The organism is Chromohalobacter sp. (assembly GCF_039830575.1).
In the GTDB taxonomy this organism is placed as follows: domain Bacteria; phylum Pseudomonadota; class Gammaproteobacteria; order Pseudomonadales; family Halomonadaceae; genus Chromohalobacter; species Chromohalobacter israelensis.
Map to the genome: position 1 here is coordinate 386182 of NZ_JBDOOX010000003.1, position 24777 is coordinate 410958.

General features: G+C 61.5%; 29 protein-coding genes and 1 pseudogene. 16 read left to right on the forward strand and 14 right to left on the reverse strand.

Features of this window, described 5'->3' with window-relative positions; all coding sequences use genetic code 11:
• The first annotated feature begins 61 nt into the window (after positions 1-61).
• Together ABGX75_RS02795 and ABGX75_RS02800 are read left to right on the forward strand one after the other, a co-directional pair.
• Entirely contained in the window at positions 62-784 is a 723-nt protein-coding gene (locus ABGX75_RS02795) for a cytochrome c biogenesis CcdA family protein (protein WP_224113377.1), read from the forward strand.
• Positions 785-856: 72 nt separating this feature from the next.
• Entirely contained in the window at positions 857-1453 is a 597-nt protein-coding gene (locus tag ABGX75_RS02800) for a class I SAM-dependent methyltransferase (protein ID WP_224113376.1), read from the forward strand.
• Here the strand turns inward: ABGX75_RS02800 and ABGX75_RS02805 are convergent, their stop codons facing one another.
• Complete coding sequence (locus ABGX75_RS02805) at positions 1454-1675, reverse strand: hypothetical protein (protein ID WP_035414183.1); 222 nt, start codon at positions 1673-1675, stop codon at positions 1454-1456.
• A gap of 193 nt (positions 1676-1868) precedes the next feature.
• The gene (locus ABGX75_RS02810; RefSeq protein ID WP_035414185.1) at positions 1869-2765 is read right to left on the reverse strand and encodes a cation transporter; all 897 of its coding nucleotides are present in this window, start codon (positions 2763-2765) and stop codon (positions 1869-1871) included.
• 97 nt (positions 2766-2862) lie between these two features.
• Between ABGX75_RS02810 and cadR the strand changes: the two genes are divergently transcribed.
• On the forward strand, positions 2863-3270 hold the full coding sequence (gene cadR / locus ABGX75_RS02815) for a Cd(II)/Pb(II)-responsive transcriptional regulator (protein ID WP_035414187.1): 408 nt from the start codon (positions 2863-2865) through the stop codon (positions 3268-3270).
• A gap of 137 nt (positions 3271-3407) precedes the next feature.
• Here the strand turns inward: cadR and ABGX75_RS02820 are convergent, their stop codons facing one another.
• A complete protein-coding gene (locus tag ABGX75_RS02820; protein ID WP_052046750.1) occupies positions 3408-4790 on the reverse strand; it encodes a DegQ family serine endoprotease in 1383 nt (460 codons plus the stop codon).
• A gap of 206 nt (positions 4791-4996) precedes the next feature.
• On the opposite strand from ABGX75_RS02820, the gene ABGX75_RS02825 reads away from it, so the two are divergent.
• From ABGX75_RS02825 to ABGX75_RS02840, 4 genes and pseudogenes are all read left to right on the forward strand, one after another.
• Positions 4997-5911: a cation diffusion facilitator family transporter gene (locus ABGX75_RS02825; protein WP_035414190.1), complete on the forward strand. Its 915-nt coding sequence runs from the start codon at positions 4997-4999 to the stop codon at positions 5909-5911.
• Between the two features lie 101 nt (positions 5912-6012).
• Positions 6013-6690 carry a thioredoxin domain-containing protein gene (locus ABGX75_RS02830; protein WP_035414192.1) on the forward strand — a complete coding sequence of 226 codons (678 nt, stop codon included), beginning with the start codon at positions 6013-6015 and terminating at the stop codon, positions 6688-6690.
• Entirely contained in the window at positions 6687-7922 is a 1236-nt protein-coding gene (locus tag ABGX75_RS02835; RefSeq protein ID WP_052046737.1) for a M23 family metallopeptidase, read from the forward strand. Before ABGX75_RS02830 ends, ABGX75_RS02835 begins: the two co-directional genes overlap by 4 nt.
• A 147-nt stretch (positions 7923-8069) precedes the next feature.
• A pseudogene (locus ABGX75_RS02840) lies at positions 8070-8201 on the forward strand (ZIP family metal transporter); the annotation flags it as partial.
• Between the two features lie 31 nt (positions 8202-8232).
• Here the strand turns inward: ABGX75_RS02840 and ABGX75_RS02845 are convergent.
• Positions 8233-8691 carry a helix-turn-helix domain-containing protein gene (locus ABGX75_RS02845; RefSeq protein WP_035414193.1) on the reverse strand — a complete coding sequence of 153 codons (459 nt, stop codon included), beginning with the start codon at positions 8689-8691 and terminating at the stop codon, positions 8233-8235.
• An 89-nt stretch (positions 8692-8780) separates the two neighbouring features.
• Here ABGX75_RS02845 and ABGX75_RS02850 point away from each other — a divergent pair, with 89 nt between their 5' ends.
• The 7 genes from ABGX75_RS02850 to ABGX75_RS02880 all read left to right on the forward strand — a co-directional run bounded on the left by ABGX75_RS02850 (position 8781) and on the right by ABGX75_RS02880 (position 16201).
• Positions 8781-10979 (forward strand): heavy metal translocating P-type ATPase, encoded by a 2199-nt coding sequence (locus ABGX75_RS02850; RefSeq protein WP_035414195.1) that lies wholly within the window; start codon positions 8781-8783, stop codon positions 10977-10979.
• Positions 10976-11479 (forward strand): signal peptidase II, encoded by a 504-nt coding sequence (gene lspA, locus ABGX75_RS02855; protein WP_035414197.1) that lies wholly within the window; start codon positions 10976-10978, stop codon positions 11477-11479. The genes ABGX75_RS02850 and lspA overlap by 4 nt, the downstream gene beginning before the upstream one ends.
• A 4-nt stretch (positions 11480-11483) precedes the next feature.
• Entirely contained in the window at positions 11484-12986 is a 1503-nt protein-coding gene (lnt, locus tag ABGX75_RS02860) for an apolipoprotein N-acyltransferase (RefSeq protein WP_035414198.1), read from the forward strand.
• 29 nt (positions 12987-13015) lie between these two features.
• Positions 13016-14083, forward strand: a complete 1068-nt coding sequence (locus ABGX75_RS02865) for a L,D-transpeptidase family protein (protein ID WP_052046738.1) — start codon at positions 13016-13018, stop codon at positions 14081-14083.
• 313 nt (positions 14084-14396) lie between these two features.
• On the forward strand, positions 14397-15170 hold the full coding sequence (locus ABGX75_RS02870; protein ID WP_224113374.1) for a cytochrome c oxidase assembly protein: 774 nt from the start codon (positions 14397-14399) through the stop codon (positions 15168-15170).
• A complete protein-coding gene (locus ABGX75_RS02875) occupies positions 15148-15612 on the forward strand; it encodes a copper chaperone PCu(A)C (protein WP_035414203.1) in 465 nt (154 codons plus the stop codon). Before ABGX75_RS02870 ends, ABGX75_RS02875 begins: the two co-directional genes overlap by 23 nt.
• A gap of 25 nt (positions 15613-15637) precedes the next feature.
• The gene (locus ABGX75_RS02880; RefSeq protein WP_224113373.1) at positions 15638-16201 is read left to right on the forward strand and encodes an SCO family protein; all 564 of its coding nucleotides are present in this window, start codon (positions 15638-15640) and stop codon (positions 16199-16201) included.
• A gap of 174 nt (positions 16202-16375) precedes the next feature.
• Here the strand turns inward: ABGX75_RS02880 and ABGX75_RS02885 are convergent, their stop codons facing one another.
• The 8 genes from ABGX75_RS02885 to merT all read right to left on the reverse strand — a co-directional run bounded on the left by ABGX75_RS02885 (position 16376) and on the right by merT (position 20903).
• The gene (locus tag ABGX75_RS02885) at positions 16376-17341 is read right to left on the reverse strand and encodes an arsenic resistance protein (RefSeq protein WP_035414205.1); all 966 of its coding nucleotides are present in this window, start codon (positions 17339-17341) and stop codon (positions 16376-16378) included.
• 15 nt (positions 17342-17356) lie between these two features.
• Entirely contained in the window at positions 17357-17680 is a 324-nt protein-coding gene (locus ABGX75_RS02890; protein ID WP_035414207.1) for a rhodanese-like domain-containing protein, read from the reverse strand.
• 15 nt (positions 17681-17695) lie between these two features.
• Positions 17696-18145, reverse strand: coding sequence for a hypothetical protein (locus ABGX75_RS02895; RefSeq protein WP_035414209.1), 450 nt, complete (start codon positions 18143-18145; stop codon positions 17696-17698).
• A 54-nt stretch (positions 18146-18199) separates the two neighbouring features.
• A complete protein-coding gene (locus tag ABGX75_RS02900; RefSeq protein WP_201771152.1) occupies positions 18200-18514 on the reverse strand; it encodes a metalloregulator ArsR/SmtB family transcription factor in 315 nt (104 codons plus the stop codon).
• A 70-nt stretch (positions 18515-18584) separates the two neighbouring features.
• Positions 18585-19991, reverse strand: a complete 1407-nt coding sequence (gene merA, locus ABGX75_RS02905; protein ID WP_136255741.1) for a mercury(II) reductase — start codon at positions 19989-19991, stop codon at positions 18585-18587.
• Positions 19984-20241, reverse strand: a complete 258-nt coding sequence (gene merF, locus ABGX75_RS02910) for a mercury resistance system transport protein MerF (RefSeq protein ID WP_035414213.1) — start codon at positions 20239-20241, stop codon at positions 19984-19986. Before merF ends, merA begins: the two co-directional genes overlap by 8 nt.
• A gap of 2 nt (positions 20242-20243) precedes the next feature.
• Positions 20244-20540, reverse strand: coding sequence for a mercury resistance system periplasmic binding protein MerP (gene merP / locus ABGX75_RS02915; protein ID WP_035414214.1), 297 nt, complete (start codon positions 20538-20540; stop codon positions 20244-20246).
• Between the two features lie 12 nt (positions 20541-20552).
• Positions 20553-20903: a mercuric ion transporter MerT gene (gene merT, locus ABGX75_RS02920; protein ID WP_035414216.1), complete on the reverse strand. Its 351-nt coding sequence runs from the start codon at positions 20901-20903 to the stop codon at positions 20553-20555.
• A gap of 71 nt (positions 20904-20974) precedes the next feature.
• On the opposite strand from merT, the gene merR reads away from it, so the two are divergent.
• Together merR and ABGX75_RS02930 are read left to right on the forward strand one after the other, a co-directional pair.
• Positions 20975-21382: an Hg(II)-responsive transcriptional regulator gene (gene merR, locus ABGX75_RS02925; RefSeq protein ID WP_035414217.1), complete on the forward strand. Its 408-nt coding sequence runs from the start codon at positions 20975-20977 to the stop codon at positions 21380-21382.
• A gap of 502 nt (positions 21383-21884) precedes the next feature.
• Positions 21885-23702, forward strand: coding sequence for a hypothetical protein (locus ABGX75_RS02930; protein WP_224113372.1), 1818 nt, complete (start codon positions 21885-21887; stop codon positions 23700-23702).
• 122 nt (positions 23703-23824) lie between these two features.
• Here ABGX75_RS02930 and ABGX75_RS02935 read toward each other — a convergent pair whose 3' ends face one another.
• Positions 23825-24145 (reverse strand): helix-turn-helix domain-containing protein, encoded by a 321-nt coding sequence (locus ABGX75_RS02935; RefSeq protein ID WP_240724931.1) that lies wholly within the window; start codon positions 24143-24145, stop codon positions 23825-23827.
• A 56-nt stretch (positions 24146-24201) separates the two neighbouring features.
• Positions 24202-24777 (reverse strand): inovirus-type Gp2 protein (locus ABGX75_RS02940; RefSeq protein WP_347410790.1); only part of this gene is annotated, 576 nt, incomplete at its 5' end.

Consider the following 24777-nt stretch of genomic DNA (forward strand, 5'->3'; position numbering starts at 1 on the left):
GCCGGCGGCTGGCCCCAGGCTGCCTCGCGCCTAGCACCTTACCCCCAGGAAGCGTAACGCCTTGGAATCTCTCTCTTCTATCGGTCTGATCGGTGCCTTCGCCGGCGGGTTGGTCTCCTTCTTCTCGCCCTGCACGCTCCCGCTGCTACCGGCCTACCTGTCGGTGGTCACGGGCGGTAGTGCCGACAAGGCCGACAGGCGGCTGGAGGCATTGATCCTCAGTGCCTTCTTCGTCTTCGGCTTCAGCATCGTGTTCATCCTGTTGGGACTCGGCGCCAGTGGTATCGGCCAGCTGATGCGGGGGTATCGCCAGGAATTCAACTGGGTCGCCGGCTCGGCGGTGATCGTGCTGGGCCTGTTCATGACCGGTGTGTTCCGGTTGTCGTTTTTCCAGCGCACTCTGCAGTTCACACCGAATGTCCAGGGTGGCTCCCCCCTGTCGGCGACGGTATTCGGGGTCTCCTTCGCCATCGGCTGGACGCCCTGCATCGGCCCCATCCTGGGCGCCATCCTGATGGCCACCTCCAGTGCCGCCAGTGCTCAGGCCGGCATGCTCTATCTCAGCGCCTACTCGGCGGGCCTGGCGCTGCCCTTTCTCGCCAGCACCCTGCTGATCAATCGATTCGCCCTGCATCGGCAACGTCTGGGTAGGTGGAGCGCCTATGCTCGCCCGGTCGCCGGCACGATCGTGATCCTGATGGGCATCGCTATTGTCTCGGGCACCATGACGCGTCTTTCCAGCATTATGGTCGACTTGTTTCCCTCGCTGGCGACACTGGGGTAGCCCGGCCGTATATCGGTCATGCGACAACCACACTGAAGGCGGTTCCTGATGTCCTTCTACGAGAATCACGTTTTGCCACACCTCCTCCACTTGGCATGCGGCAACACGGTGGTCGAGCGACAGCGGGCGGCCGTGGTGCCGCAGGCACGGGGCCGTGTTCTGGAGGTGGGTATGGGGTCCGGGCTCAATATTCCCCACTACGATCCGGACCGGGTCGAGCTGGTCTGGGGGCTCGAGCCTTCCGAAGGCATGCGACGCAAGGCCCGCCACAACGTCGCCAGCGCACAGTTCGAGGTGCGCTGGCTGGACCTGCCGGGCGAGGAGGTCCCTCTCGACGACAACAGTGTCGATACCGTGGTGCTCACCTACACCCTGTGCACGATTCCGGACTGGCACCGGGCGTTGGAGCAGATGCGTCGCGTGCTCAAGCCGGGTGGCCAACTGCTGTTCTGCGAACACGGCACGGCGCCCGACGAAGCCGTACGCCAGTGGCAGCGCCGTATCAATCCCCTGTGGCGCAGAGTGGCGGGGGGCTGCCATCTCAACCGCGACATACCCGAGCTTATCGGGCACGCAGGCTTCGGTATCCAGCGGATGGAGACGGGCTATCTTTCGAAGGTCCCGAGGTTTGCCGGTTTCAATTTCTGGGGGGCTGCTGTTCCCCGCTGATCAAGCCCTCGTGTAATGAGGCGATTCCCCGAACAACTGGCCATCCACTTCGATGGCGGTGCCATCCACGAACACTGGCACATAGCTCAGGGTCTTGACCTGATAGTCCAGGATCGGCGGCGCCAAGTGCCTTGCCCAGTAGCGAGCGATGCTCTGGAGCGCGTCGAGGTGGGCCGTCCCCATGCGTACCAGGTATTTGCCGAGGCGGCGTCCCGCCGGCACGGTCTCGATGCCCAGCAGCTTCGCCGTGACCGGATCCTGACGTAAGGCGTCCAGATCGGACGTGCGCCATTGCCCGTGGCGAGGGAGGCCACCAGGCTCCAGAGTGTCTCCGCATCACTGGCGCCGTGCTTGAAGTGATTTTGCTAGGTGAACTGGCTCAGCAGGCCACTGAATAGCTACTAATGGACATTATTTAACCCTTGAGCGCCAGAATGCGCCTGGCACCGTTAAGCACAATGACCCCCGCGATGGTGCCGATAATCAGATCCGGATAATTGGTTCCGGTCCACGCGACCAAGGCGCCGGCGGTGATGACCCCCAGATTGATCACCACGTCGTTGGCCGAGAATATCCAACTTGCCTTCATGTGCGCCCCGCCCTCTCGATGTTTGGATATCAGCAGCAGACAACTGGTATTGGCAATCAATGCGACGAATGCAATCGCCATCATCATCAGCGATTCAGGCTCGCTACCGAATACAAAGCGCCTGACCACCTCTGCGAGTACGCCAACCGCCAGAATCAGTTGGAGCACACCTGCAAGATGCGCGGCACGCACCTGCATTTTTACGCTATGCCCAACCGCATACAGGGCGAGCCCGTACACGGCCGCATCGGCAAAATTGTCCAGGGATTCTCCAATCAGGCCGGTGGAGTGCGCGATCAGGCCGGCCGTCATTTCCACCACGAACAGGACCGCATTGATACCGAGCAACCAACGCAGGGTGCCGGACTCCTGCGCGGCAGAGGCCGACGTGTCACCGACCGCCTTGATCGACTCAGGATCGGCAGCGGCCGTTTCCTGAAGCGAGGCTCCTAGCCCCAAGGTTGTCAGTTTTGCGGTGATGGGCTCGACCTCGCCGTCATGCACGACCTCTAATCGGCGGTTCGACAAGTCGAAGGACAGCACCCGAATCTCCTCAAAGCCGTTCAGGGCCAGGCGAATCATTCGCTCTTCCGATGGACAGTCCATCTTCGGCACGGCATAAACGCTGACCCATTTCCCCGATGCTTCGGAGGAGCGACGCATATCGGTATCCGCTATGGGCGTCGCATCGCCGCCACAGGGGGCTCCACAGGTTTTGCTCATGATACGACTCCACTTGAATATTATCGGGCTATCATTTAAAACCATATAGTCACTATAAGGTCAACAGAGCGGAGAGAATCCGTTGAGGAGGAGCTTGGTGCGTATTGGTCAGTTGGCAGAGTTGGTAGGGGTCGATACACAGACGATCCGCTTCTATGAACGACAGGGCCTGTTACCGTCGCCTGATCGGCAGGAGAACGGTTACCGTGTCTATACCGAGGAACATGGTGAGCGGCTGGCTTTCATTTGTCGCTGCAGAATCCTGGACCTGTCGCTAGCAGAGATTCACGAGCTACAGAGGTATCAGGACGACCCTCACCAACCTTGTGCCGCCGTGAACGCTTTGCTCGATGATCACATCTCTCACGTGCGCTCGCAGATAACCGCTCTACAGGCGCTTGAGAAACAACTCGTTTCACTGAGAGCGAGTTGCAACGATGGCCGGGAAGTTGAGGCGTGTGGGGTTCTTGCTGGAATTAGCGAGGGAAGCATGCACCAACAGTAGGTTGACGCATCAACCATTAAATCCGGATACCCTCCCCAGCCGTGCATTAGAATGTACGAGAGTCTGAAGAAACGCCCCAGCGATCCTGTTCGCCAGGGCGCCGCTGTGCTGATGTATTGAACGCTACTCAGTCGCGGTTAGTCACCATTGCCCACTCGCAGGGCCACGAAGTAGGTGCGGCCTTCGCGGTTGAGCAGAACAGGCACCGCTTGATCATCTGGCAGGCGGGTCAGCATCTCCTTCAGCTGTTCCGGACTCTCTACCGGCTGCTGGCCCAGTCTGACCAGCACATCGCCGGGGCGAATGCCGGCGGCAGCGGCATGTCCGGCGGGGGCCACCTTGACGATGCGCACCCCGTGATCGATGCCAAGCCGACGCTTCTCCATGTCGTTCAACGGCTGAACCGCGATGCCCAGTCGAACCGGGTCGCCATCGGATTGACCGGGGCCGGCATCCGGCCACTCGCCAACTTCCACCGTGATGGTCTCCTGCTGACCATCGCGCAACACGGAGAGATCAACGTCTTCGCCGGGGGCCGTCTCACCGATCAGGCGCGGCAGCGTGGTGGAGTGGTCCACTTCCTGGCCGTTCACCTCAAGGATGACATCACCGGCCTTGAGGCCGCCTTCTGTCCCAGGGCTGCCGGGCTCGACCTGGGCAATCAAGGCACCCTCGGCCTGCTCCATGCCGAAGGACTCCGCCAGGTCCTTGGATACCGGCTGGATGCTGACGCCCAGCCAGCCGCGGCTCACGTACCCCTCTTCACGGAGCTGGTTGGCCACATCCAGTGCCACATCAATGGGAATGGCGAAGGAGAGGCCCATGTAGCCTCCACTACGGGTCAGGATCTGGGAATTAATGCCCACGACCTCACCGTCGAGGTTAAACAGTGGTCCGCCCGAGTTGCCCGGGTTGATCGCCACATCGGTCTGGATGAAGGGAACGTAGACGTCTTGGGGCAGGGTGCGGTTGATGGCACTGATGATCCCGGACGTCACCGAGTGGTCGAAGCCGAAGGGTGAGCCTATGGCGGCGACCCACTGGCCGACCTGGAGGTTGTCGGAGTTGCCCAGTTGCAGGGTGGGTAGGTTATCCGCCTCGACCTTGAGGACCGCCACATCGGTCTTCTCGTCGGCCCCCACCAGCTCGGCCGAGAGTTCGCGACGGTCGTTGAGGCGCACCAGAATCTTGTCGGCCTCCTTGACCACGTGCGCGTTGGTCATGATGTAGCCGTCTTCATCGAAGATGAAGCCCGACCCCAGTGACCGACGCGGCTCTTCATTGCGATTGGGCGCACCGCCAGGTGGCATCGGGAAGCGGTCGTCGAAGAAGTCACGGAAGATCTCCGGCACCTCCTGCCCCCCAAATTGCCGTGAGGACGTCATGGACTTCTCGACCTTGCGGGAGGTGGAGATGTTGACCACGGCCGGCGCGGCCTCGTCGACCAGTTCCGTGAAGTCCGGCAGCTGTGGCTCGGCGAGGGCTGGCGTTGCCACCATCAGCAGTAAAGCTAAGCTCATCAGCCAGGCGTGCGAGTAAGGCTTGGGTATCACAATGGGCTCCTTCCGGGGGCATGGAACATGGTAGCCAACTTGGTACAGCGCCCACTATGCAAAGTTCCGTACTCCTAACCCCGGCTCGGCCTTCAACAGAGTTCGGGCTTGAAGCTTGAGTTGCTATAGGTTTTATACTGCTGGGTCATCAGGTGACACCACAAGGATGACGCATGGGACATCATCACGATCATCCCCATCTTGCCCCCACCTCTGGTGACCGTCGGGTGAGTATCGCCATCTGGGCCAACGGGATATTGACCCTTGCCCAGATCGTTGGGGGCATTCTGGCGGGAAGCCTCTCGCTGATCGCGGATGCGCTGCATAATTTTTCCGACATGGCTGCGCTTGTCATTGCGTTTGCTGCCCGCAAGATCGCGAGACGACCGCCCGACTCACAGATGACGTTTGGCTATGGCCGAATCGAGGTTGTCGCAGCGCTGATCAACTACACCACCCTCATTATCGTTGGCATTTATCTAATTTACGAAGGCTTCATGCGCATGATCGACCCGCCAGAGATTCAGGGCTGGATAGTCGTTATCATTGGCATTGTCGCTCTTCTTGTCGATGCGCTAACGGCCTTGCTCACCTGGTCGATGCAAAAACATAGCGTCAATATCCGCGCCCTCTTCCTGCACAACCTGTCTGATGCCTTTGCGTCCATCGCCGTGATCATCGGGGGCTCACTGATTCTGCTGTATGACATGCGCTGGGTAGACCCCGCGATTACGATCGGTATTGCACTCTATATTCTCTATCTTGCCTTTACGGAGATAGGTACCCCTATCCGGACACTGATGCTGGGCTCGCCACCCGATGTCGATGGTCAATCCGTCATTGATCTCCTGCGCAGCGTCGAAGGGGTTGAGGATGTGCATCATGTTCACCTATGGCAAATGCAGGAGAATAACGCCGCGCTTGACTGCCACGTGGTGACGACGGAAGCCGGCTGGCAGCAGCTCGAGGCGATCAAGGCGGATATCAAAGCTCAGCTGAAAGCGCGCTTTGGCATTGGCCACTCCAGCTTGGAATTCGAGCATATTGATCATGCACATCAGGATGCCAACCTTTATGGGCATGGATAACACGCCACTATTCGCCGACTTAGGCACCCAACAGCGGCTGAGCTCCACTCAGCAGCATCCTGAGCTTTTTTAAACCTAACTCTTTGAAATTGAGAGAAAAAATGTACAAAAAAGCGACGTTTATCCTGGCCGGAGCGTTGATGCTGACGGCCATCATCGTGATCGTGTCGAGGCCCTCGTTGTTGGGCATGGGCGCCGAGACGGCGAGCCGAGAGGGTGCACAGGCCGAGAATTCGCTGGTGCGCGCACACTCGCCGGTCCTAGGATCGGAAGAGGCACCGGTGACGGTCGTGGAGTTCTTCGACCCGGCCTGTGAGGCCTGCCGTGCCTTCTATCCGCTGACCAAGCGCATCCTGGAAGCCTACCCCGAGAAGGTGCGGTTGGTGGTGCGCTACACGCCCTTCCACGGAGACGTATCCGAAACCGCCATTCGCGTGCTGGAAGTCGCCAGGCGCCAGGACGTATTCCAGCCGGTGCTGGAGGCGTTGCTGGCTCGGCAGAGCCAGTGGGCGGCTCATGGCAGTGTCGATGAGGAAGCGATCATGGAGATCGCCAGCGAGGCCGGACTGGACAGAACCGTAGCCGAAGAGCAGCTCAATTCACCAGAGGTACAGGCGGTCTTCGACCAGGACAAGGCTGACGTCGAGGCCAACCAGATCAGCAAGACGCCGACCTTCTTCGTCAATGGCGAGCTGTTGGACCCCTTCGGCATGCAGGAGCTGGTCGACGCCGTTAACCGTGAGGTAGCCGAGGTCTCCGGCGAAGAGGATGCATCATGACACGACGCTGGTTGCTAGTGGGACTGATGGTCCTTAGCCCCGTGTTGGCCGAAGCCCGTTGGCAAGAGCGTGCCGGATTATCACTGGCCAAGCCGGCACCGGCCAGGGCACAAGCTATCGCGAAGGTGGGTCGCGTCGCCCAAGAGCTCACCGTGGCACCAGGGGATACCCTGGACGCACTGCTGCAGCAGCTTGGTGTGGATGCCGAGCTGCGCGCCCAAGCGGCGACCTCGCTGGCGAACAGGTTCGACCCAAGACGATTGCGGCCCGGAGATCGTATCACTTTCACCTCTCTGGCGACGGGACAGCCGGTGTCGGTGGCCATCGAGCGTGACTCGGGTATTCAGTACGTGGTCACGCTGGGTGAGCGTCCGTCGACGCGCATTGTCCAGCCTCGCCTCGACACCCTGACCCTGGGTCGTGAAGTAGATGTCAAGACGTCACTCTATGCCGCCTTGGAGGCTGAGGAGATACCCAGGCGTTTCGCAGCAGAGCTTGACATGCTGCTGGGCGGACTCATGGACACACGCCGGGATATCTCGGGTGGCGAGCGTCTGCAGTTACTGTGGGAAGAAGATCGCCGTGAGGATGGCACTCGAGTCGGGCCTCCCCGTCTGACCTATATGGGGTTGGCTGACCAGGCGGAGCGGCTGGAGATGGTATGGCCGGCGGACCAGAGAGCCAGCGTGATGCTCTTTAAGGACGGTAGCCTCCAAGACACCTTGCAGTTCCCGATTTTCGGCGCACGCCTGACATCCCCCTTCGGCAACCGGCGCCATCCCGTGTACGGCGGGGTCCGACGTCATGACGGTATCGATCTTGCCGCGCCTCGCGGCACCCCGGTCATGGCGACGGCGCCGGGGCGCGTCTCCTTCATCGGTCGCCGGGGAGGTTATGGACGTGTTGTCGAGGTAAAACATGATACGGACACCATCAGTCGCTATACGCATCTCAACCGATTCGCCGCCAGCCTGGCGGTCGGGGACTCTATCAAGGCCGGCGACAAACTGGGTGAGGTAGGGGCCTCCGGACTCGCCACGGGGCCCAACCTGCACTACGAAGTGAGGGTGGATGACCGCCCCGTGGATCCCCTCGAGGAAGGGCAGCGCCTCATTCTGAGTGAGTCACCCACACGCCAGGAGTATCGCAGCGCACTGTTCGAGGCTCGGACACGTCTGCAAAAAGCCATCGGAACGTCCGCTGCTTCCGATCTGGCCGCATTGGAGAACTGACAAGCCTTTAGGTGGACTTGCTGTGAAACACGCCTCGGTGGGCACAATGTACCTAGCGTCGCGTGACGCTACAGCCTCAGCGGCACTCACTTCACACGGGCAGGGGTTATGGAAGGTGTCTCGCCAGTCACGCTGGGGGTTTTAGGCAGCCTCGCCGCCGGCGCGATGATGTATGTCATTAGCCACGAGATCATTCCCCAGGCCCACCGCAGCGGTCACCAGAACAAGGCGACCCTGGGCTTCTCTATGAAGTTGGTGATCATGCTGTTCCTGAATGTCTCAACTAGGGCACGCTGGGACGCACAGGAGGTTATCCCAAATCGTGAGCGCCTTTGTGGGCTGCCTCACTGATACACAACTGGTGATCACTCAGCACCTCGATGATGCGACAGCTCTCGACCTTGCCGCCGGCACACTGGCTCACCATCCGCCTGAGTTCGTCACGCAGTGCCGAGAGCCGCTGCAGCCGCGACTCCACTTCCTCCAGGTGATGCTTGGCAACGGCATCGACCTCCTGACAGGGCATGTCGGGCTGGTCTGACATCGCCAGTAGCTCACGCACCGCATCCACCGAGAAGCCGAAGTCTCGGGCATGGCGAATGAAGGTCAGCCGCCTGACGGCTTCTTCGCCGTAGCGCCTCTGCCCACCCTCGGTACGCGATGCATCGCCCACCAGCCCGATGCGCTCATAATAGCGCACCGTTTCAGGCTTGCAGCCGGCGCGCCGTGCCAGCTCGCCGATACCGATGGTAGGGCTAATCTCCGGCATCCTGATGCTCCTCTCGCATGACTTGAACCTGTAGTTGCTACAGGGATTATGCTTCCGGACAAGATTAAGACATTCGGAGAGGCAGCGCCATGACCGAACCAACGCAAGGCACCATCCCGTCGACGCTGACACTGCAGGTGGAAGGCATGGACTGCGGCGGCTGCGAGCGCAAGGTAGAGGCCGCTCTGGGCCGCCTGGAGGGCATCGGGGAGGTGTCGGCCAGTTCGGTCACCGGATCGGTGAGGATTCACCCTCAACAGGATACGACGCCTTCTCATGAGGCGATCGAGCGGATCCTTAACGAGCTCGGCTACCAGCTTGCCACCGATGATGAGGGAGATGAGGCGGATGCCGCTCCGGCCTCTTGGTGGCAGACCGCCAAGGGACGCCTGGTGCTCGTCACGGGGGGGCTGCTGGCTCTGGCCTTCGTTCTCCGCCTGGTCTGGCCTAGCCTAGGCAACTGGCCCTTCGTCGCGGCCACCCTGGTGGGGTTGGTGCCCATTGCACAAGGCGCCTGGGGTGCGCTGAAGATGCGCAACCCCTTCACCATCGAGATGCTGATGAGCATCGCCGCCTTGGGGGCCCTGGCCATCAATGCCGCCGCCGAAGCGGCGGTGGTGGTCTTCCTGTTCGCCGTAGGCGAGTTGCTGGAGGGGGTGGCCGCGTCGAGGGCGCGACGCAGCATCTCGGCCCTGGCGGACCTGACGCCGTCCACGGCGAGGCTGATGGAGGATGGGGATACCCGTGAGGTTTCGGCCGCCTCGCTCACGCCTGGGCAGCGAGTCCTGGTGCGACCGGGCGACCGCGTGCCCTGCGATGGACGTATTCTGACCGGCGAATCCGACCTGGATGAGTCACCGATCAACGGGGAGTCGGTGCCCCGTACGCGGGCGCCGGGGGACGACGTCTTTGCCGGCACGGTCAACCTCGATGCCGCCCTGGAGGTGGAGGTAACCCGCGGCGCCGAGGACAACACCATCGCACGGGTCATCCGCCTGGTGGAGGAGGCCCAGGCCGCCAAGGCGCCGGTGGCACGTTTCATCGACCGCTTCGCTCGCTACTACATGCCGGCGGTGGTGGGGCTCGCCCTGCTGATGGCGGTGGTGCCGCCGCTGGTCTCGACCATGGCCTGGTCGGAATCGATCTATCGCGCCCTGGCCCTGCTGTTGATCGCCTGTCCCTGTGCTCTGGTGATCTCAACCCCCGCGGCGATCGCTGCCGGCCTCTCGGCGGGCGCCCGGCGGGGCCTGCTGATCAAGGGCGGCGCGGTGCTCGAACAGCTGGGTAAGCTGCGGACGGTGGCGCTGGACAAGACCGGCACCCTCACCGCCGGCACCCCCAAGGTCACCGACGTGGAGGACTGGGCCACTGGCCAGGGCACGCAAGAGATCCTGAGGCTGGCGGCTGGGATGGAACGTGACTCCAGCCACCCCATCGCCACGGCCATCCTCGCCCACGCTGAGCAGTTGGGCCTTTCCCTTCCACTGGCGAGTGAGAGCCGCGCCCTGTCGGGCCGAGGGGTCTCCGGTCGGGTCGAGGGGCGTGAGTTGAGCCTGATCACCCCCCGCCACCTGGCAGAGCAGGCCGCCCTCGATCACGATCTGAGCGCTCGGATCGCCGAGCTGGAACACGCCGGCAAGACTCTCGCCGTGCTGGTCGAAGGCGAGCGCCCGCTGGGCCTGATCGCCGTGCGCGATGAACCTCGCGACGATGCCCGGGAGGGGCTGACGGCGCTGTCGCGCCTGGGCGTGCAGGCGGTGATGCTCAGCGGTGACAATGCGCGTACCGCCGCGGCCATCGGTGACAGCCTGGGCATCGAGGCACATGGCGAGCTGATGCCCGAGGACAAGGCCCAGCGCGTTCGTGACTGGCAGGCCGCCGGCCGAGGCCCAGTCGGCAAGGTGGGCGACGGTATCAACGATGCGCCGGCGCTGGCCGCGGCAGAGGTGGGCATCGCCATGGGCGGCGGCACGGATGTGGCACTGGAAACTGCGGATGCGGCGCTGCTCAAGAACCGCGTCGGCGGCATCGCCGAGCTGATCGCCCTGTCCCGGGCCACGCTGCGCAACGTCAAGACGAACGTCGCCCTGGCGCTGGGCCTGAAGGCCATTTTCCTGGTGACCACGGCGCTGGGCATCACCGGCATGTGGATCGCGGTGATGGCGGATACCGGCGCCACCGTGCTGGTGACCCTGAACGCCATGCGGCTGCTGGGCTATCGCTTCTCGCCAGGCAATAATGCCACGACTGGCTCGGCAAGCCCGCGCTACCAGGAAGCCACGTCATGAGGACAGAGCGGATACCGACAGTGCCACGCCGCTGGTACTGGTTGGCATTGGCCGTTATGGTCGGCCTGGCCGACCAGGCCATCAAGGGGCTGGTGCAGGCGCTGATGCCGTATGGCCAGACCATCCCGCTAGCCCCGTTCTTCAATTGGGGCCACTGGTGGAACACGGGAGCGGCCTTCAGCTTCCTCGCCGATGCAGGCGGCTGGCAGCGCTATCTCTTCTTGGGCCTGACGGGGATGGTGACTATTGTCCTGACGATCCTGCTGTGCAGGCCTAGACCTCGTCTGGAGGCGCTGGGGTACAGCTTGATGCTGGGTGGCGCGCTGGGCAATGGCATCGACCGCCTGGTACGAGGGTATGTCGTAGACTACCTGGACTTCTACTGGCATGAGTGGCACTGGCCCGCCTTCAACCTGGCGGATATCGCCCTGTTCCTGGGTGTCATCGCCTTTGCGATTGCGGCCTTACGTGAGCGTCCCTCCACCAGAGTGTCTGAGTAACGGCATGGATGCAGAGAACCTGCCAGTCCGGTACATGACGCTTGCCGGCCGGATCTCTCCGGCCCTCGGTTGTTTGCTGGCCCTGACCGCCGGGGGACTGACCACTCTCAGCGCCGCGCCCTTTGCGCTGTGGTGGCTGGGCCCGGTGGCGGTGGCACTGGTCTATTCCGGCATCCATGTCCTGACACCTGCTCAGGCCGGTCTCCGTGGCTGGTGCTATGGTGTGGGCCTGTTCGGCTCCGGTGCCTCTTGGGTCTTCGTCGCGATCCACGACTACGGCTATACGGGGGCGCCCCTGGCGCTCTTCCTCACCGGCCTGTTCGTGGCCAGCCTGGCGCTGTTCTTCGCCGTCCCCTTCTGGCTCTATCGCCGCGTCACGGGCCCACGCCTGGCCTTCCTCAGCTTCGCCGGCATCTGGGTACTCAGCGAGTGGCTGCGCACCTGGCTGTTTACCGGGTTTCCCTGGCTGCTGCTGGGCACGTCCCAGGTAGACTCGCCGCTGGCGGCCTGGGCCCCGGTGGGCGGGGTCTATCTGCTGTCGCTGATCACCGCCCTGACCGGCACCCTGGGCGTGGAACTGCTGAGACGACGCTGGTGGGCCGCGGCGCCCATCGCTGTTCTCTGGCTAGCCCCGATGGCCTTGCCGACCCAGTGGACCTTCCCGGCCGGCGAGCCGCTGCGGGTTGCCCTGCTGCAGGGCAACCTGGATCAGGCGATCAAGTGGACTCCCGAGGGGCAGCGCGAGGCGGCCAGTATCTATACGGCGTTGACCCTTGCACAGTCCAACGACCTCGACCTGGTTGTCTGGCCCGAGACGGCCCTGCCGATGCTCGAGGAGGAGGCCCGGCCAATACTGGAGCGGGTGCAGTCCAACCTCGCCCCCGACACCGCCCTGCTCACCGGCATCCTGCAGCGCGACGGCGGCGACTACTACAACGGCGTGATCGGCCTGGGTAACGCCGAGGGAAAGTACCGTAAGGCGCGCCTGGTGCCCTTCGGCGAGTACTTGCCGCTGGAGAGCCTGCTCGCCGGCACCATCGCCTTCTTCGACCTGCCCATGCCCACCATGACGCCTGGCACCGACGATCAGGAACCGCTGCGCGCCGCCGGAACCACCATCGGTAACGCCATCTGCTACGAGATCATCTATGCCGACCGGGTGGCCGAGCAGGCGCGCGACGCCGAGCTGCTGCTGACGGTCTCCAACGACACCTGGTTCGGACGCTCCATCGGCCCCCTGCAGCATCTGCAGATGGCCCGCCTGCGCGCCCTGGAGAACGGCCGCTATCTGATCCGCGCCACCAGCAACGGGGTGACCGCCATCGTCGATACTCAGGGCCGTGTCACGGCCCGCGCACCACAGTTCCTGGCGACGAGCCTCCGCGGCGAGGCGCTGCCCATGGTGGGGAACACACCGTTCACACGTACCGGTAGCTGGCCGACCTGGGTGTTGGCCGCCTTACTGGTGCTGCTTGGATGGAAACTCAACACACGTCGGTCTGGATGATAATAGTCCAGTCGAAAAGGGAGAGAATAATGGCTTTATCGGAACCTCACTCTGGTACAGCGAGGAAAGGTCCATGGTGGCAGCTCCGAGCACGCTCAGTGGTGGGGGTGCTGGTCGGTTGGCTGGCACTCATTAGCGTTGCTCAGGCCGAAGAGGAGAACGAGTGGCCCCGCGGCCACTATCCGCTGCCTGAGGAAGGCAATGTGATCGGCGACACCTACCGCATAACGGTGGATGATCGAGGAGATACCCTGCTCGATATCGCCAGGCGACACAACCTGGGGTACAGGGAGATCGTGCGCGCCAATCCGGATGTGAGTCTCTGGATTCCCGGCGAGGGTACCGAGGTGACCATACCCGGGCGCTTCATCCTGCCCGATGCTGAGCGCACCGGGATCGTCATCAACATCGCCGAGCTGCGCCTCTACTACTATCCGGAGGTTGACGATGGTGAAACGCCACGCGTTGAGACCTATCCCATCGGGATCGGTCGTGAAGGCTTCGGTACCCCCCTCGGTGTCACCGAAACTACCATGAATATCGAGAACCCTGCCTGGTACCCACCCGAGTCAGTCCAGCGTGAAGCCAGGGCACGCGGTGAGAAGGCGCCCAGCGTGGTGCCTCCGGGTCCAGACAATCCACTGGGGGATCATGCCATTATCCTGGGGTTCGACGGCTACTTGATTCATGGCACCAACCAGCCGGATGGTATCGGCATGCGTGCCAGCCGTGGCTGTATTCGCATGTTCCCTGGGGATATCGAGTCGATTTTCGACCGCGTGCCACCGAACACCCAGGTTCAAATCGTCAACCAGCCCATCAAGATCGGCTGGGAGGAAGAGCAGCCGCTGGTTCAGGCATTCCCGCCGCTGGAAGAAGAAGGGCACAGCATGTCCGCGTTGGAAGACACCGTCACACGCCTCAACCAACGCGGTGTCGAGGGCTTGAGCTTCGATGATGGACAGCTTCGCGGCCTATTGGATGACCCCAGCGGTCGCATGGTGTCCCTGAACCCCAAGCCGGCGCCGGAACCGGATAGAAAGCACGACACTGGCTACAAGGGTATCTACGCAGAAATCGCGCTGCGTAGGCCATGACGACGACATGGCGAGTCTTGTCAGTCTCGTGAGCTGACTCGGTCGTGGCTTATCCAAGGTCTATCGCCCTCTGCATGGCCACTGGCGGTGCGTTGGGGCTCGGCCTTCCTCGCCTACCAGGCACCGAGGTGCGGGCTCTGGCTTTGCCTGCGTTTGTAGGCCCACCTTGCCGCATGGTGCGGCGGGCTCCTAAGCTCACCATTGGCGTGCCGATTCTGGGGAGGGAAGGGCTATCGAGCTCGACGTCGCTCTGGGCTACCTGCTGCCGTGGGAGTTCTCACTGACCTGGTCGGCGAGCTGCCTGCTGGCCATCGTGCTCTACCTGCGAGGCCTGCGGCAGCGCCGACGGCGCGGCGAGGCCACCGGCGCGGGCCGAATCCTGGCCTACCTGCTGGGTGTCGCCACCATCTATGGCGTCACCCAGACTCATTACGACTACCTCGCCCAGTACATGTTCTTTACCCATCGGGCCCAGCACCTGGTGCTGCATCACGCCGGCCCCTTCCTGATCGCCCTGGCCGCCCCCTTGCCGGTACTGGCAGACGGCTTGCCGACTCGAATCAGACCCTTCCCCGGGTGGAGCCTGGCCGCGCGCCTGCTGCGTCCTGTTTATCGGACTCTGCAGCATCCACTGATCGCCCCCCTACTGTTCGTCGGGCTGATCTATTTCTGGCTGATTCCCGAGATCCACTTCGACGCCATGCTCAGCGCTGATCTCTATCAGGTGATGAACTGGAGCATGGCGCTGGATGGGTTGCTGTTCTGGTGGCTGATCCTGGATCGCCGCTCGCCGCAACAAGGCGGTCTCGGCTATGGCAAGCGTGTCGCCATCCTGTTGGCGGTGATCCCCCCGCAAATTCTCCTGGGCGCCTATATCACCTTCAGTCGCGACGTGATCTTCGATGTCTACGAGGTCTGCGGTCGCGCCTGGCCGCTGGATCCTCTGACTGACCAACTCCTCGGCGGCCTGCTGACCTGGATTCCCGCCTCGATGATGAGTGCCATTGGGGTTCTGATCATTCTCAGCTTTCTGTTCCGTGACGCCCGCAAGGAGGATGCCGCTGATGTCTCTCACGCCACACGCTAGTCTGCCGCGCCTGGCGAAACGCTGGTGCTGGGCCTTCCTGCTGCTGATCGCGACGCCCGGCACGGTGGCTGCTGCCGAACTGGAGGTCAACGAGGCGCGTCTTCGGCTTCTGCCCGGGGACCTGCCCGCGGCAGGTTATTTCACCCTCACGAATACCAGTGAGAAGGGCGTCACCCTGACAGGAGCGGATAGCCCCGCTTTCGGCAATGTCACCATGCATCGCACTGTCAATCAGGATGGCATCACCAGTATGCAACCCGTCGCCCAATTAGAACTGGCAGCGGGGGAGCAGATCGAGTTCGCACCGGGGGGCTATCATCTCATGCTCATGAAACGGACTCGCCCCCTCGTTGTTAGTGACGACATCGAGGTGAACCTTCATTTCGCCGGCGAGCAGCGACAGCGTGTCACCTTCCGCGCCGTGGCGCCGACAGCACAGTAGGGGGAGCAGGATGCACCGATGGATCATGGCACTATTCGTGACCCTATGGCTTGCGGGCTGCAGCGAGCCGCCTTGGCAGACCAAGGATATCTCGGGGCTCATGCCTCCCCTGGCGTTCGAGCTTGTCGACGAGAACGGCAAAGACGTCAACGCCGATCAGTTCCTCGGCAAGAGCACACTGCTGTTCTTCAGCTTCACTCACTGCCCCGATGTCTGTCCCACCACCCTCGCGCGCCTCGACGCCGCCACCCAACGCATGGATGAGGCGGCGCGCGACGACATTCAGGTGCTCTTCGTCTCGGTCGACCCTCGTCGCGATGACGCCGAGACGCTGCGAGAGTACACGGATGCCTTCGGCCCCCAGTTCATCGGCCTCACGGGGGATAAAGCAGCCCTCGATGAACTGACACGCCGCTATCGGGTGACCTACGGGTATGGCGAAGAGGACAGCGAAGGCAACTATGATGTGTCGCACTCCAGCGCTGTTTTCGCCTTCAATGATCAGGGAGAGGCGCGCCTGCTGATCCGCGACAGCGATCCTATGGAGGCCGTGGTTGCCGACCTCGAAAGGCTTGCCAGCGGTGCCTGAGTAGTCACCGTCCATCGCCCCTATCTTCCGTAGAGGATCGGTACGGTTCAGGGGAGTTGCCGAGGGGGGCTTGGCTAGGAGTACGGTGCAAGGTTCGTCGTTGCGCCTTGAGGCAGCCGAACACCACGTTCGATCACATTTTACTCCTGGAAATTGGATGGGGAGCTGCAAGGGCTATGTGTGAGAGGGCTCCGGGATCAACTTGCTTGGCACCCATCTCAGGTACACCACCATGCCGAACAGCTCGACCAGCGACTGGAAGACGATGACCACCACGGCGGCTTGCCAGGCCTCGGGCAGTGTCAGGGCGATGGGCAGCACCACGAAGGAGTTGCGGGTGCCGAAGCTGAAGGTCAGGGTCCTGGCCGAGGGCACTGGTAGCCGGAACAGGCTGCCGAGGGTTCTGCCTAGCAGCGCGGCGAAGATCAGGTAGGCGACGAAGATCGGCAGTACCTGAAGCAGCACGCCGGTGAGGCCGGTGATGGTCGTCACCTGGGATGCCGCGATGACAAAGACCACCAGTGCCAGCAGCGGTACGGGCAGCAGGCCCAGGCCATGCACCAGTTGCCTGGCGGTGAGACGACGCTCGGCCAAGCGTTCAGTCACCCAGGCCAGGGCTAAGGGGGTGAGAATCAATCCCGCGAAGGCGCTGAGGAGGTGAGTGCTGATCGCGGCCTGAAACCATTCCGCACCCAGGAAGAGCCAGAGATAGACCGGTAAAGCCAGCAACTGCACGAGCAACAGCGCCGACGTGGCGGCAATGGCTCGGCTCGCATCGCCCTTGCCTAGGTGGGTGAAGCTGATGAACCAGTCGGTGCAGGGGACCAGCAGCACCAGTAGCACGCCGGCCTGCACGGCGGGCGACACGGGTAAGATGGCCATCAGCCCACCCAGGACCATGGGAATCACCACGAAATTACCGAGCAGCAGCGCTGCCAGGAAGCGCCAATCCTTGAATCCCTGGCCGATCCGCGTTAGCGGCACCTGGGTGAAGGTGGCATAGAGCAGCCCACCAAGCAGCGGCCAGAGGAAGGCTTCGAGCCGTGCAGTCGCGTCTGGCTGGCGAAGCCCGATGGCCAGGCCTGCCAGGATAAAGAGTAGATATATCCAGGATTGCTGGCGTTCCATCCAGTCGCGCATGGGACATGATCCTTGTCAGTCTTCCAGTGGTAATCCCTCGGCCAGCCAGGCCCGTTTACCGCCCACATAGTGGTAGACCTCGGTATAGCCGAGGCGCGCCAGTCGTTCGGCGGCCTTGCCGGCTCGCTTGCAGTCTTCACTGGCGCAATACACGACGATGGTCGCCTGCTTGTCGGGCAGGCGCCGGGGTGCCTCGTCCAGGATGTCGTCGGAGACGATATTGATGGCACCCGGCAAGTGCCCCTTGGCGAAGCTATCGGCCGGCAGGTTATCCACCAAGAGGAAAGTTAGGCCACGGGCCTGCCAGTCACGGAGGGTCGCGGTATCGATCGTTGGCATGGTGAAGCTCCGGTCTCAGGCTTGAGACGGCTTGACAAGGTAGCGGTCCAATCCCCAAAGCAGTAGGCCAAACAGCAGGTGCGGCACGGCGGACGCTATGATCAGCTTGGGACTGATCGCCAGACCCGCGATACCCCAGCCCACCACGGGAAAGAACACCACCAGGATCACCGCCCAAAGCACGGCGGCCAGGCCCAGCGCAGTCAGCAAGGTCTTGCGTGGGAAATAACGCACGAACACCACCGACCAGAAAGTCACGTAGGCCGTATGGAAAAGCAGGCCGACTGGCAACGGCAGAGACCGCCCCAGCAGAGTCTCGGCGAAGGCCAGGGAGGGCGGCTTTGGAAAAGGCGATACCCCGGCTTTCAGCAATGCCACCATCACGATGGCGGTCAGCGCCGACACCGCGATGCCGATGCCGATAGACCTGAGCCAAGAAGGTTTGGCGCGAGTGGTTTGGATCATCTTGCGCTCCTCTTGATGACGTTGATGAGTGATCTTTGAGAAACCGGCGGCACTTTACCGGCTGCCGGAGGTGGGGCAGCGGGGGCCACAGCTGGCGTCTGACTCACGACAGCAAGCGCCGACCAGGTGGTCCGTCATTGCCAGCAAGGCGTCGAACTCCGCGCGGTAATAGACGAACTGGCCCTCGCGGCGCGACGCAACCAGGCCTGCGACCGCGAGTTTCTGCAAGTGGAAGGTCAGTGCATTCGGCGCCGTACCCAGCCGCTCGGCGAGCTTGCCTGCCGCCAGGCCGGCAGGCCCTGCCGCCGCTAGCTGACGAATGGCCGCCAGGCGGACGGGGTGAGCAAGAGCTGCTAGCTTGGCTGCCACGAGATCATCATCATATTGGTTCATAATTCAACTTTAGATGAAACAATGATTTCATGCAATATTGAAATTATTACCCCGCACAGCAGGACAATTGCGTCACATCCTTGGTGAAGGTCTGCGCACAGAGCTTGAGGCCTTCCACCATGGTCAGGTAAGGGAACAGTTCGTCACCGATGTCCTGCACCGTCATGCGGGCGCGTAGCGCTATCACCGCCGTCTGGATCAATTCACCGGCTTCTCCTGCCACGGCCTGCACGCCGAGCAACCGCCCCGTTTCGCGTTCGGCCACTATCTTGATGAATCCTTCGGTGTCGAAATTGACCAGCGCACGCGGCACGTTCTCCAGGTCAAGCACGCGGGACTCCACGCTGAAACCTTGCTCGAGTGCCTCGGCCTCCGTCAGGCCGACGGTGCCCACCTGGGGGTCGGTAAACATCACGCCCGGCATGGCACTAAGGTCCAGCCTGGCATCGCCTCCCGTCATGTTGACGGCGGCCCGACTGCCCCCGGCGGCGGCGACATAGACGAATTCCGGCTGGTTGGTGCAGTCACCGGCGGCATAGAGGCTTGGTACCGTGGTTTGCAAGTGCTCATCCACCAGTATCGCCCCGCGCACGGTTTCCACGCCGATGCTCGCCAGGTTCAGAGCCTCGGTATTGGGTGTCCGTCCGGTGGCCACCAGCAGTTGGTCCGCATGAAGGGTCCCGGCGTTGGTGTCCAGCACGAACTCGCCATTGGTGTAGTCCACGCGGTTGGCCTGGGTCTGGTTGAGCACCTCGATGCCCTCGCGGTAGAAGACTGCCTCCACGGCCTCACCCACCGCCGGGTCTTCCTGGGAGAGCAGGCGGCTGCGGGCCAGCACCGTGACCCGGCTGCCCAGCCGAGCGAAGGCCTGGACCAGCTCCAGGGCGACAAACCCCGCGCCGATCACGATCAGCCGCTCGGGGATGCTGTCCAGTGCCAGCGCGCTGGTGGAGGTCAGGTACGGCGTCTCGGCCAGCCCCGGCAACGGCGGTTCTGCTGGTCGAGCGCCGCTGCCGATAAAGGCGCGATCGAAGCGAACGGTCTGCTCGCCGCCCGCAGTCAGCTTGACCTTCAGGGTATGGGCATCGACGAACCGGGCCTCACCGCTGAGCACCGTGATGGCCGGGTGGTCGCGGAGTATGCCTTCATACTTGGCATCGCGCAGTTCCTCAACCCGTGACTGCTGTTGTTGAAGCAGCCTGGCCCGATCTACCACCGGCGCCCAGGCGCTGATACCGCCGTCGAAGGGGCTCTCCCGGCGCAGATGGGCGACATGCGCGGCGCGGATCAGGATCTTCGAGGGCACGCAGCCGACGTTCACGCAGGTGCCACCGAGGGTGCCACGTTCGATCAGGGTGATGCGGGCGCCGCGCTCGGCCGCCTTCAGCGCGGCTGCCATGGCCGCGCCGCCGCTGCCGATCACGACGATGTGCAGGTTCATGTCATCACTCATGAGGGGAATTCCTTGAATCTTTAGAGGTGTTGTCACCACAGGCGTCGTATTGCTTCTTGCGCCATAGCGCATAGAGGGTCAGGCCGAGGAAGAAGGCCAGGGCAGGAAGCAGTACCACGTCCAGGTAGCCGGTCAGTGCCGCCAGGCCAACGGTGCCAAGCAGGATCACCAGGATGGGCGTGAAGCAGCACAGCGCCACCAGGACGGTGCCAATCACGCTTGCGCGCAGCAGGGTCTTGGGGTTCTTCATGGTCACTCCCGATCCGCTTCCGAGGGTGCCGGGGTTGAGGGGTAGCCGGCGTTGGTGGTGGCGTCGGTCAATGCTTCGACGGACGTTCGTGAATCGTCGAAGGTGACCACCGCCTCACGATCCGGGTAGCTCACATCGACTTGCGAGACGCCGTCTACCTTGTTGAGGGCGGCCTTGACGGTGAGAGGGCAGGCGGCACAGGTCATGCCCGGCACCGACAACGTCACGGTCTGCGGGGCGGCCCAAGCTGACGTGGCGAGCGTCGCGGAAAGCGCAATACAGGCAGCGAGTCGTTTCATGGCGTTCTCCTCTTAATAGAACAGGGGCAGGAGATAAGGAAACAGCAGCGCGATCAGCACCAAGGCAGCGACGATCCAGAAGATGGCTTTATACGTCGTGCGAACCTGTGGCATCGCGCAGGTTTCGCCTGGCTTACAAGCGGTGGCAGGCCGGTAGATTCGGCGCCAGGCGAAAAACAATGCCACCAGTGCCACTCCCACGAAGAGCGGGCGATAGGGTTCCAGGGCCGTCAGGTTGCCGATCCAAGCGCCCGAGAAGCCCAGCGCGACCAGCATGAGCGGCCCGAGACAGCAGGTTGAGGCCAGGATCGCAGCGAGGCCGCCGGCTGCCAGGGCACCACGACCGTTCTTGGATTCCGTCATGAGGTTGTCCTTCTGAATTCTTGGCCGATACGCTAACGTTACTTCCGTAGTCAACTACGGAGTCAAGCTCGATGAATGAGGCACCGGAAAATCTGACCATCGGCACCTTTGCCCAAGCGGCCGGGGTCAATGTGGAGACGATCCGCTTCTATCAGCACAGGGGGTTGTTGCCGACGCCGGAGCGCCCTCCTGGCGGCATCCGGCGCTATGGCAGCGCCGACGTGGCGCGCGTGAAATTCGTGAAAGCGGCGCAGCGGCTGGGATTCAGCCTGGACGAGATCGGGCAGCTACTGACTCTGGAGGATGGTGCTCATTGCAGCGAGGCGGCGGAACTGGCGTCACAGCGGCTTGACGACGTGCGCGCCCGGCTGGCTGATCTGACCCGCGTCGAGGTCGCCTTAGCCCGGCTGGTCGATGAATGCCATGTGCATCAAGGGAAGGTGTCGTGCCCGTTGATCGCTGCCCTGCATGACTGGTAGGTCATGCAGGGGCTTGTCGATGTGGTGCTGCCAGCTTCTGACATTCCGTGCAGCCATCTTTTGAAACTCACAGTCTTTAAGAACTCCGACATGCGATGCAGCGAAGACCTTGACAGCTGTTGGCGGCCAGCAGGGCGTCCATGATGGAGTTGATACGTCTGTTGGGTGAAAATTTCATGCTTGGCCTCGCTGGTTAGTGGGCTGTGGATAGAGATGGCGACGTTATTGCGCCATGCCGCCTTGTGCGGCGTTTTATGTCGCTACCTAATGATTTCCGTATCTCACGGCATAAAAGCGGCCCTGGGCCGCTGTGCGCCATTTCGTGGGACAGAGGGTGGTGATCGAGACGATAAGTCGCCTCTACTGTCTTGGCCTTGTAGTCGCCTAGCTTGAGAAGCTTGAGGTATCACCGCTAACGAGGGGGATCGGGAAGAGCGGGTGCCAGAGGTCCGTGTGATAGGCTTTGCGAGATATTCGATGGCGAAAAGGCACGAGGTAGGGAATGACGGATCATAGTCAGGATAACCACGAGTCTCATCCAGTGGGACACGAGGGAGCCAGTACCAAGCACCGGCGGCAGAGGTTTGGCCTGAGTGAGCATTGGCGTGAGCAAGCTAGGAAGGTGGCTTCTGATGAGCTTGATGATGCCGCAGAGACTTCACCTATGCCCGATACAGGACCCTCTTTTTCGTTTCCCAATGCATCACACGATGATGAGCCACCGGTCACTGTGAAGTCGCTCTTTCACGACCCCGAAACTCAGAGCGTACTCAATGCACCTTGGCCCTACAGCCCATCGGAACCTGTGTTAAGCAATGAGCCTGCTGCTGCTCGTTTTGCCTTTCCTGGTACAAACCAAGCGCCCAAGCAATCTCGCCGCGATAAGCAAGTAGAAGATGTTATTTCCATGCTCCAGGGGCAGTTTTTTCTCACTCATAATGAGACGAGAAGCCCTCTGCTGACCAATAAGGCGACGGGCGAAACCTTGCCGTATATGGATCCAGTGATCCTTGATCGTGTGAAGGGAGCGTATTGGCGAGCATCCTCTGGCAGTCATCAGGATGTCTCCTACGGTGTTATTAAGTCTGCTATCAACAACTTCGTTGATGGTGCTACCCCTCAATCTGTGTTGCCGGTTTACGGCCGTGCGGGCGTCGAATTTAACACCGGGCGACGCGCGCTGGTACTTGGAGAAAGCTGCTTGGTTTTCTCGCCGGGTTTATCGAGCTATGAGGTTTTGGCTGGGATTCCCCATGTCATGCCTCGCGAAAGCTGGGCGGTTGACTTGCCCGATAATGTTGGGAATATTCGCCCTCAATCGATATCTATATTGTTCGATGTCACTTTGCTACCGAAAGATAGTGACCTGCTGATAATCGCCTGGATGGTCATGGCTTGGCGCTCAGATAGCTCGCCCGTATTGCTCGAGTTGTTAGGTGAGGCGAATTCTGAGTTGATTGACTCACAGAAGATGCTAAAGACCATCATAGATCCGGCTAGCACCCTTCTCGAAAGCGAGTTTCCCAATACGATAAAACAGCTTGATATTCGGGCGCAGTGCCATTACCTGTTGAGTTTTCATCAAGTGGATACGCTGTCAAAAAATCAGCAGAGAGGCCTGCTTTCGATCATGCAGGGAAAAACAGTGGAGTGGAGAACCAAAGCGAAGCGTTCTGGGGTTGATCTCACCGTTCGTTGCGTGTGCTTACTGAATAGCAGTGAGAGCATAGTGACCTATGCGCCGCTATCCGATGCTACCTTGAGCATTGAGCTGGATGATGCAGGAGGGGGCAACCCTCAAAATGCTGTGAAGGATCGCAGCATGGCGGAGAGAACCATCATTCATGGCCTCCTCCAAGTATTTGGCCATGTTAACCAGTTCTGGAGCCATGTTGAAAATGATCGTCAATTCGACCGCTATGGCGGTTTGCGAGACCTATGCCGGATAGGTGTGCTGGTGGCTGATGCTTTGGGTCGGGATACTGCCGAATTCTGGCAACAACTCGATGCCAACCAGCAAAGTCGTCGCGATTATGAGCTGGAGGAGAATCCTGTCGCGATGGCCGTGAAACGTCTCATTGATGCGTCGGAGGATGGACGGATAGAGGCCACGGTCAAGGATTGGCTTGTGCTGCTCGATGGGTATCGCCCTGAGCCTGATCCTTCAGGTGCCTGGCCTGTCACGTCCCGAGGGTTGGCGGCCAAGTTCAAGCAGAGCAGGAGTTTGCTTGCGACGTTCGGGATTCAGCTTGTCCCTCTTGAGAAACGTGGCCCCTATGGGCGCTGGCGTGCCTCATGCGATGCCTCTCGCCAGCAGTAGCGATGGGCTACTTAGAGCGTGAAAGCTGGTATTGGGTTAGACATTGTGACTTTTAAAACTTAAAAAACATGAATATGGGCATCCAGAGGTGCGCATGCTGGCTTATATTCCATCGCAATGTCTCAATCTCCATCGCTATGGTTGGTTTCTACCCACTGTCTGAGCAGAGCATGGCCGACCCCCGAGGGCAGACGTCGACCCTGCTCCCACTCCTGCAGGGTCCGCACGCTGACCCCTAGCTCAGCCGCCAGCGCTGTCTGGCTCATGCCACGAATCCGGCGCAGGGCCATGACGTCACGTAGCAGTCGACGGGTGGGTTCCTTGCGTTCCATCCGGGCGAGACGACGATCACCCCAGGGATCGTGGGATGACGATCCTGCTTGGCTGTCACGCGTGTTGTGAGGGATCGAGAGGGAAGGAAACATCGAAGTCGGAAACATCATCAGGCACCTTGTTGGAAGAGTCAGAACGGGTCCGCCCAAGACGGACCCATACCATGTCACTCAGTGATCAAAGACGACTGCTTTGGAAAGCGGCTGCCGTCGAAGACGTGAGCCCTCTGGCCGAATGGCTTGCTGTAGGCCTTGCACAGATAGCTGGCCATGTACATCGCCTCATTCATGGCTATTCGGTCATGCCGATGCAGGACGCAGGACCAGGGCTCTTTGGTGACTGGGTCTTTGCAGACATGGATCAGCTGACGGAAACGTGGGTCATCATGATCGAAGCCCATTGCCTTCAACCAGGAGCGCATCATGCGGTGGTAGAGGTTGTTTCGCGAGTAGGCCCCGTCTCCATCTGGCGAGAAAGATCCAAGGCAATCGTAGGCATTCTTGTTGAGAAGGATCATCAGGTGGTAGTGCGGTTTGTCGCTGTTGACCTGTTCACGTGCCCATAGGTAATGCAGCTGGGTGGGGAACTTGGTCTTCCGCCGCTTTAGCTCGTAGCTGTCGGGTCCCGTGTGATTAACCACCCGTTTGGTAAATAACTCAGGCCGCTTGGCCTGCCATTCCTTCATCGCCGTGATCGGCGATTGATGATGCAGCGCTTTCTGCGGGATATGGTGATTGTACAG

Coding starts and splice junctions, on each gene's coding strand:
- ABGX75_RS02810 (WP_035414185.1), bottom strand. CDS start 2,765: ATGAGCAAAACCTGTGGAGCCCCCTGTGGCGGCGATGCGACGCCCATA.
- ABGX75_RS02820 (WP_052046750.1), bottom strand. CDS start 4,790: ATGAGCTTAGCTTTACTGCTGATGGTGGCAACGCCAGCCCTCGCCGAG.
- ABGX75_RS02825 (WP_035414190.1), top strand. CDS start 4,997: ATGGGACATCATCACGATCATCCCCATCTTGCCCCCACCTCTGGTGAC.
- ABGX75_RS02830 (WP_035414192.1), top strand. CDS start 6,013: ATGTACAAAAAAGCGACGTTTATCCTGGCCGGAGCGTTGATGCTGACG.
- ABGX75_RS02835 (WP_052046737.1), top strand. CDS start 6,687: ATGACACGACGCTGGTTGCTAGTGGGACTGATGGTCCTTAGCCCCGTG.
- ABGX75_RS02845 (WP_035414193.1), bottom strand. CDS start 8,691: ATGCCGGAGATTAGCCCTACCATCGGTATCGGCGAGCTGGCACGGCGC.
- ABGX75_RS02850 (WP_035414195.1), top strand. CDS start 8,781: ATGACCGAACCAACGCAAGGCACCATCCCGTCGACGCTGACACTGCAG.
- lspA (WP_035414197.1), top strand. CDS start 10,976: ATGAGGACAGAGCGGATACCGACAGTGCCACGCCGCTGGTACTGGTTG.
- lnt (WP_035414198.1), top strand. CDS start 11,484: ATGGATGCAGAGAACCTGCCAGTCCGGTACATGACGCTTGCCGGCCGG.
- ABGX75_RS02865 (WP_052046738.1), top strand. CDS start 13,016: ATGGCTTTATCGGAACCTCACTCTGGTACAGCGAGGAAAGGTCCATGG.
- ABGX75_RS02875 (WP_035414203.1), top strand. CDS start 15,148: ATGTCTCTCACGCCACACGCTAGTCTGCCGCGCCTGGCGAAACGCTGG.
- ABGX75_RS02880 (WP_224113373.1), top strand. CDS start 15,638: ATGGCACTATTCGTGACCCTATGGCTTGCGGGCTGCAGCGAGCCGCCT.
- ABGX75_RS02885 (WP_035414205.1), bottom strand. CDS start 17,341: ATGCGCGACTGGATGGAACGCCAGCAATCCTGGATATATCTACTCTTT.
- ABGX75_RS02890 (WP_035414207.1), bottom strand. CDS start 17,680: ATGCCAACGATCGATACCGCGACCCTCCGTGACTGGCAGGCCCGTGGC.
- ABGX75_RS02895 (WP_035414209.1), bottom strand. CDS start 18,145: ATGATCCAAACCACTCGCGCCAAACCTTCTTGGCTCAGGTCTATCGGC.
- merA (WP_136255741.1), bottom strand. CDS start 19,991: ATGAGTGATGACATGAACCTGCACATCGTCGTGATCGGCAGCGGCGGC.
- merF (WP_035414213.1), bottom strand. CDS start 20,241: ATGAAGAACCCCAAGACCCTGCTGCGCGCAAGCGTGATTGGCACCGTC.
- merP (WP_035414214.1), bottom strand. CDS start 20,540: ATGAAACGACTCGCTGCCTGTATTGCGCTTTCCGCGACGCTCGCCACG.
- merT (WP_035414216.1), bottom strand. CDS start 20,903: ATGACGGAATCCAAGAACGGTCGTGGTGCCCTGGCAGCCGGCGGCCTC.
- merR (WP_035414217.1), top strand. CDS start 20,975: ATGAATGAGGCACCGGAAAATCTGACCATCGGCACCTTTGCCCAAGCG.
- ABGX75_RS02930 (WP_224113372.1), top strand. CDS start 21,885: ATGACGGATCATAGTCAGGATAACCACGAGTCTCATCCAGTGGGACAC.
- ABGX75_RS02935 (WP_240724931.1), bottom strand. CDS start 24,145: ATGATGTTTCCGACTTCGATGTTTCCTTCCCTCTCGATCCCTCACAAC.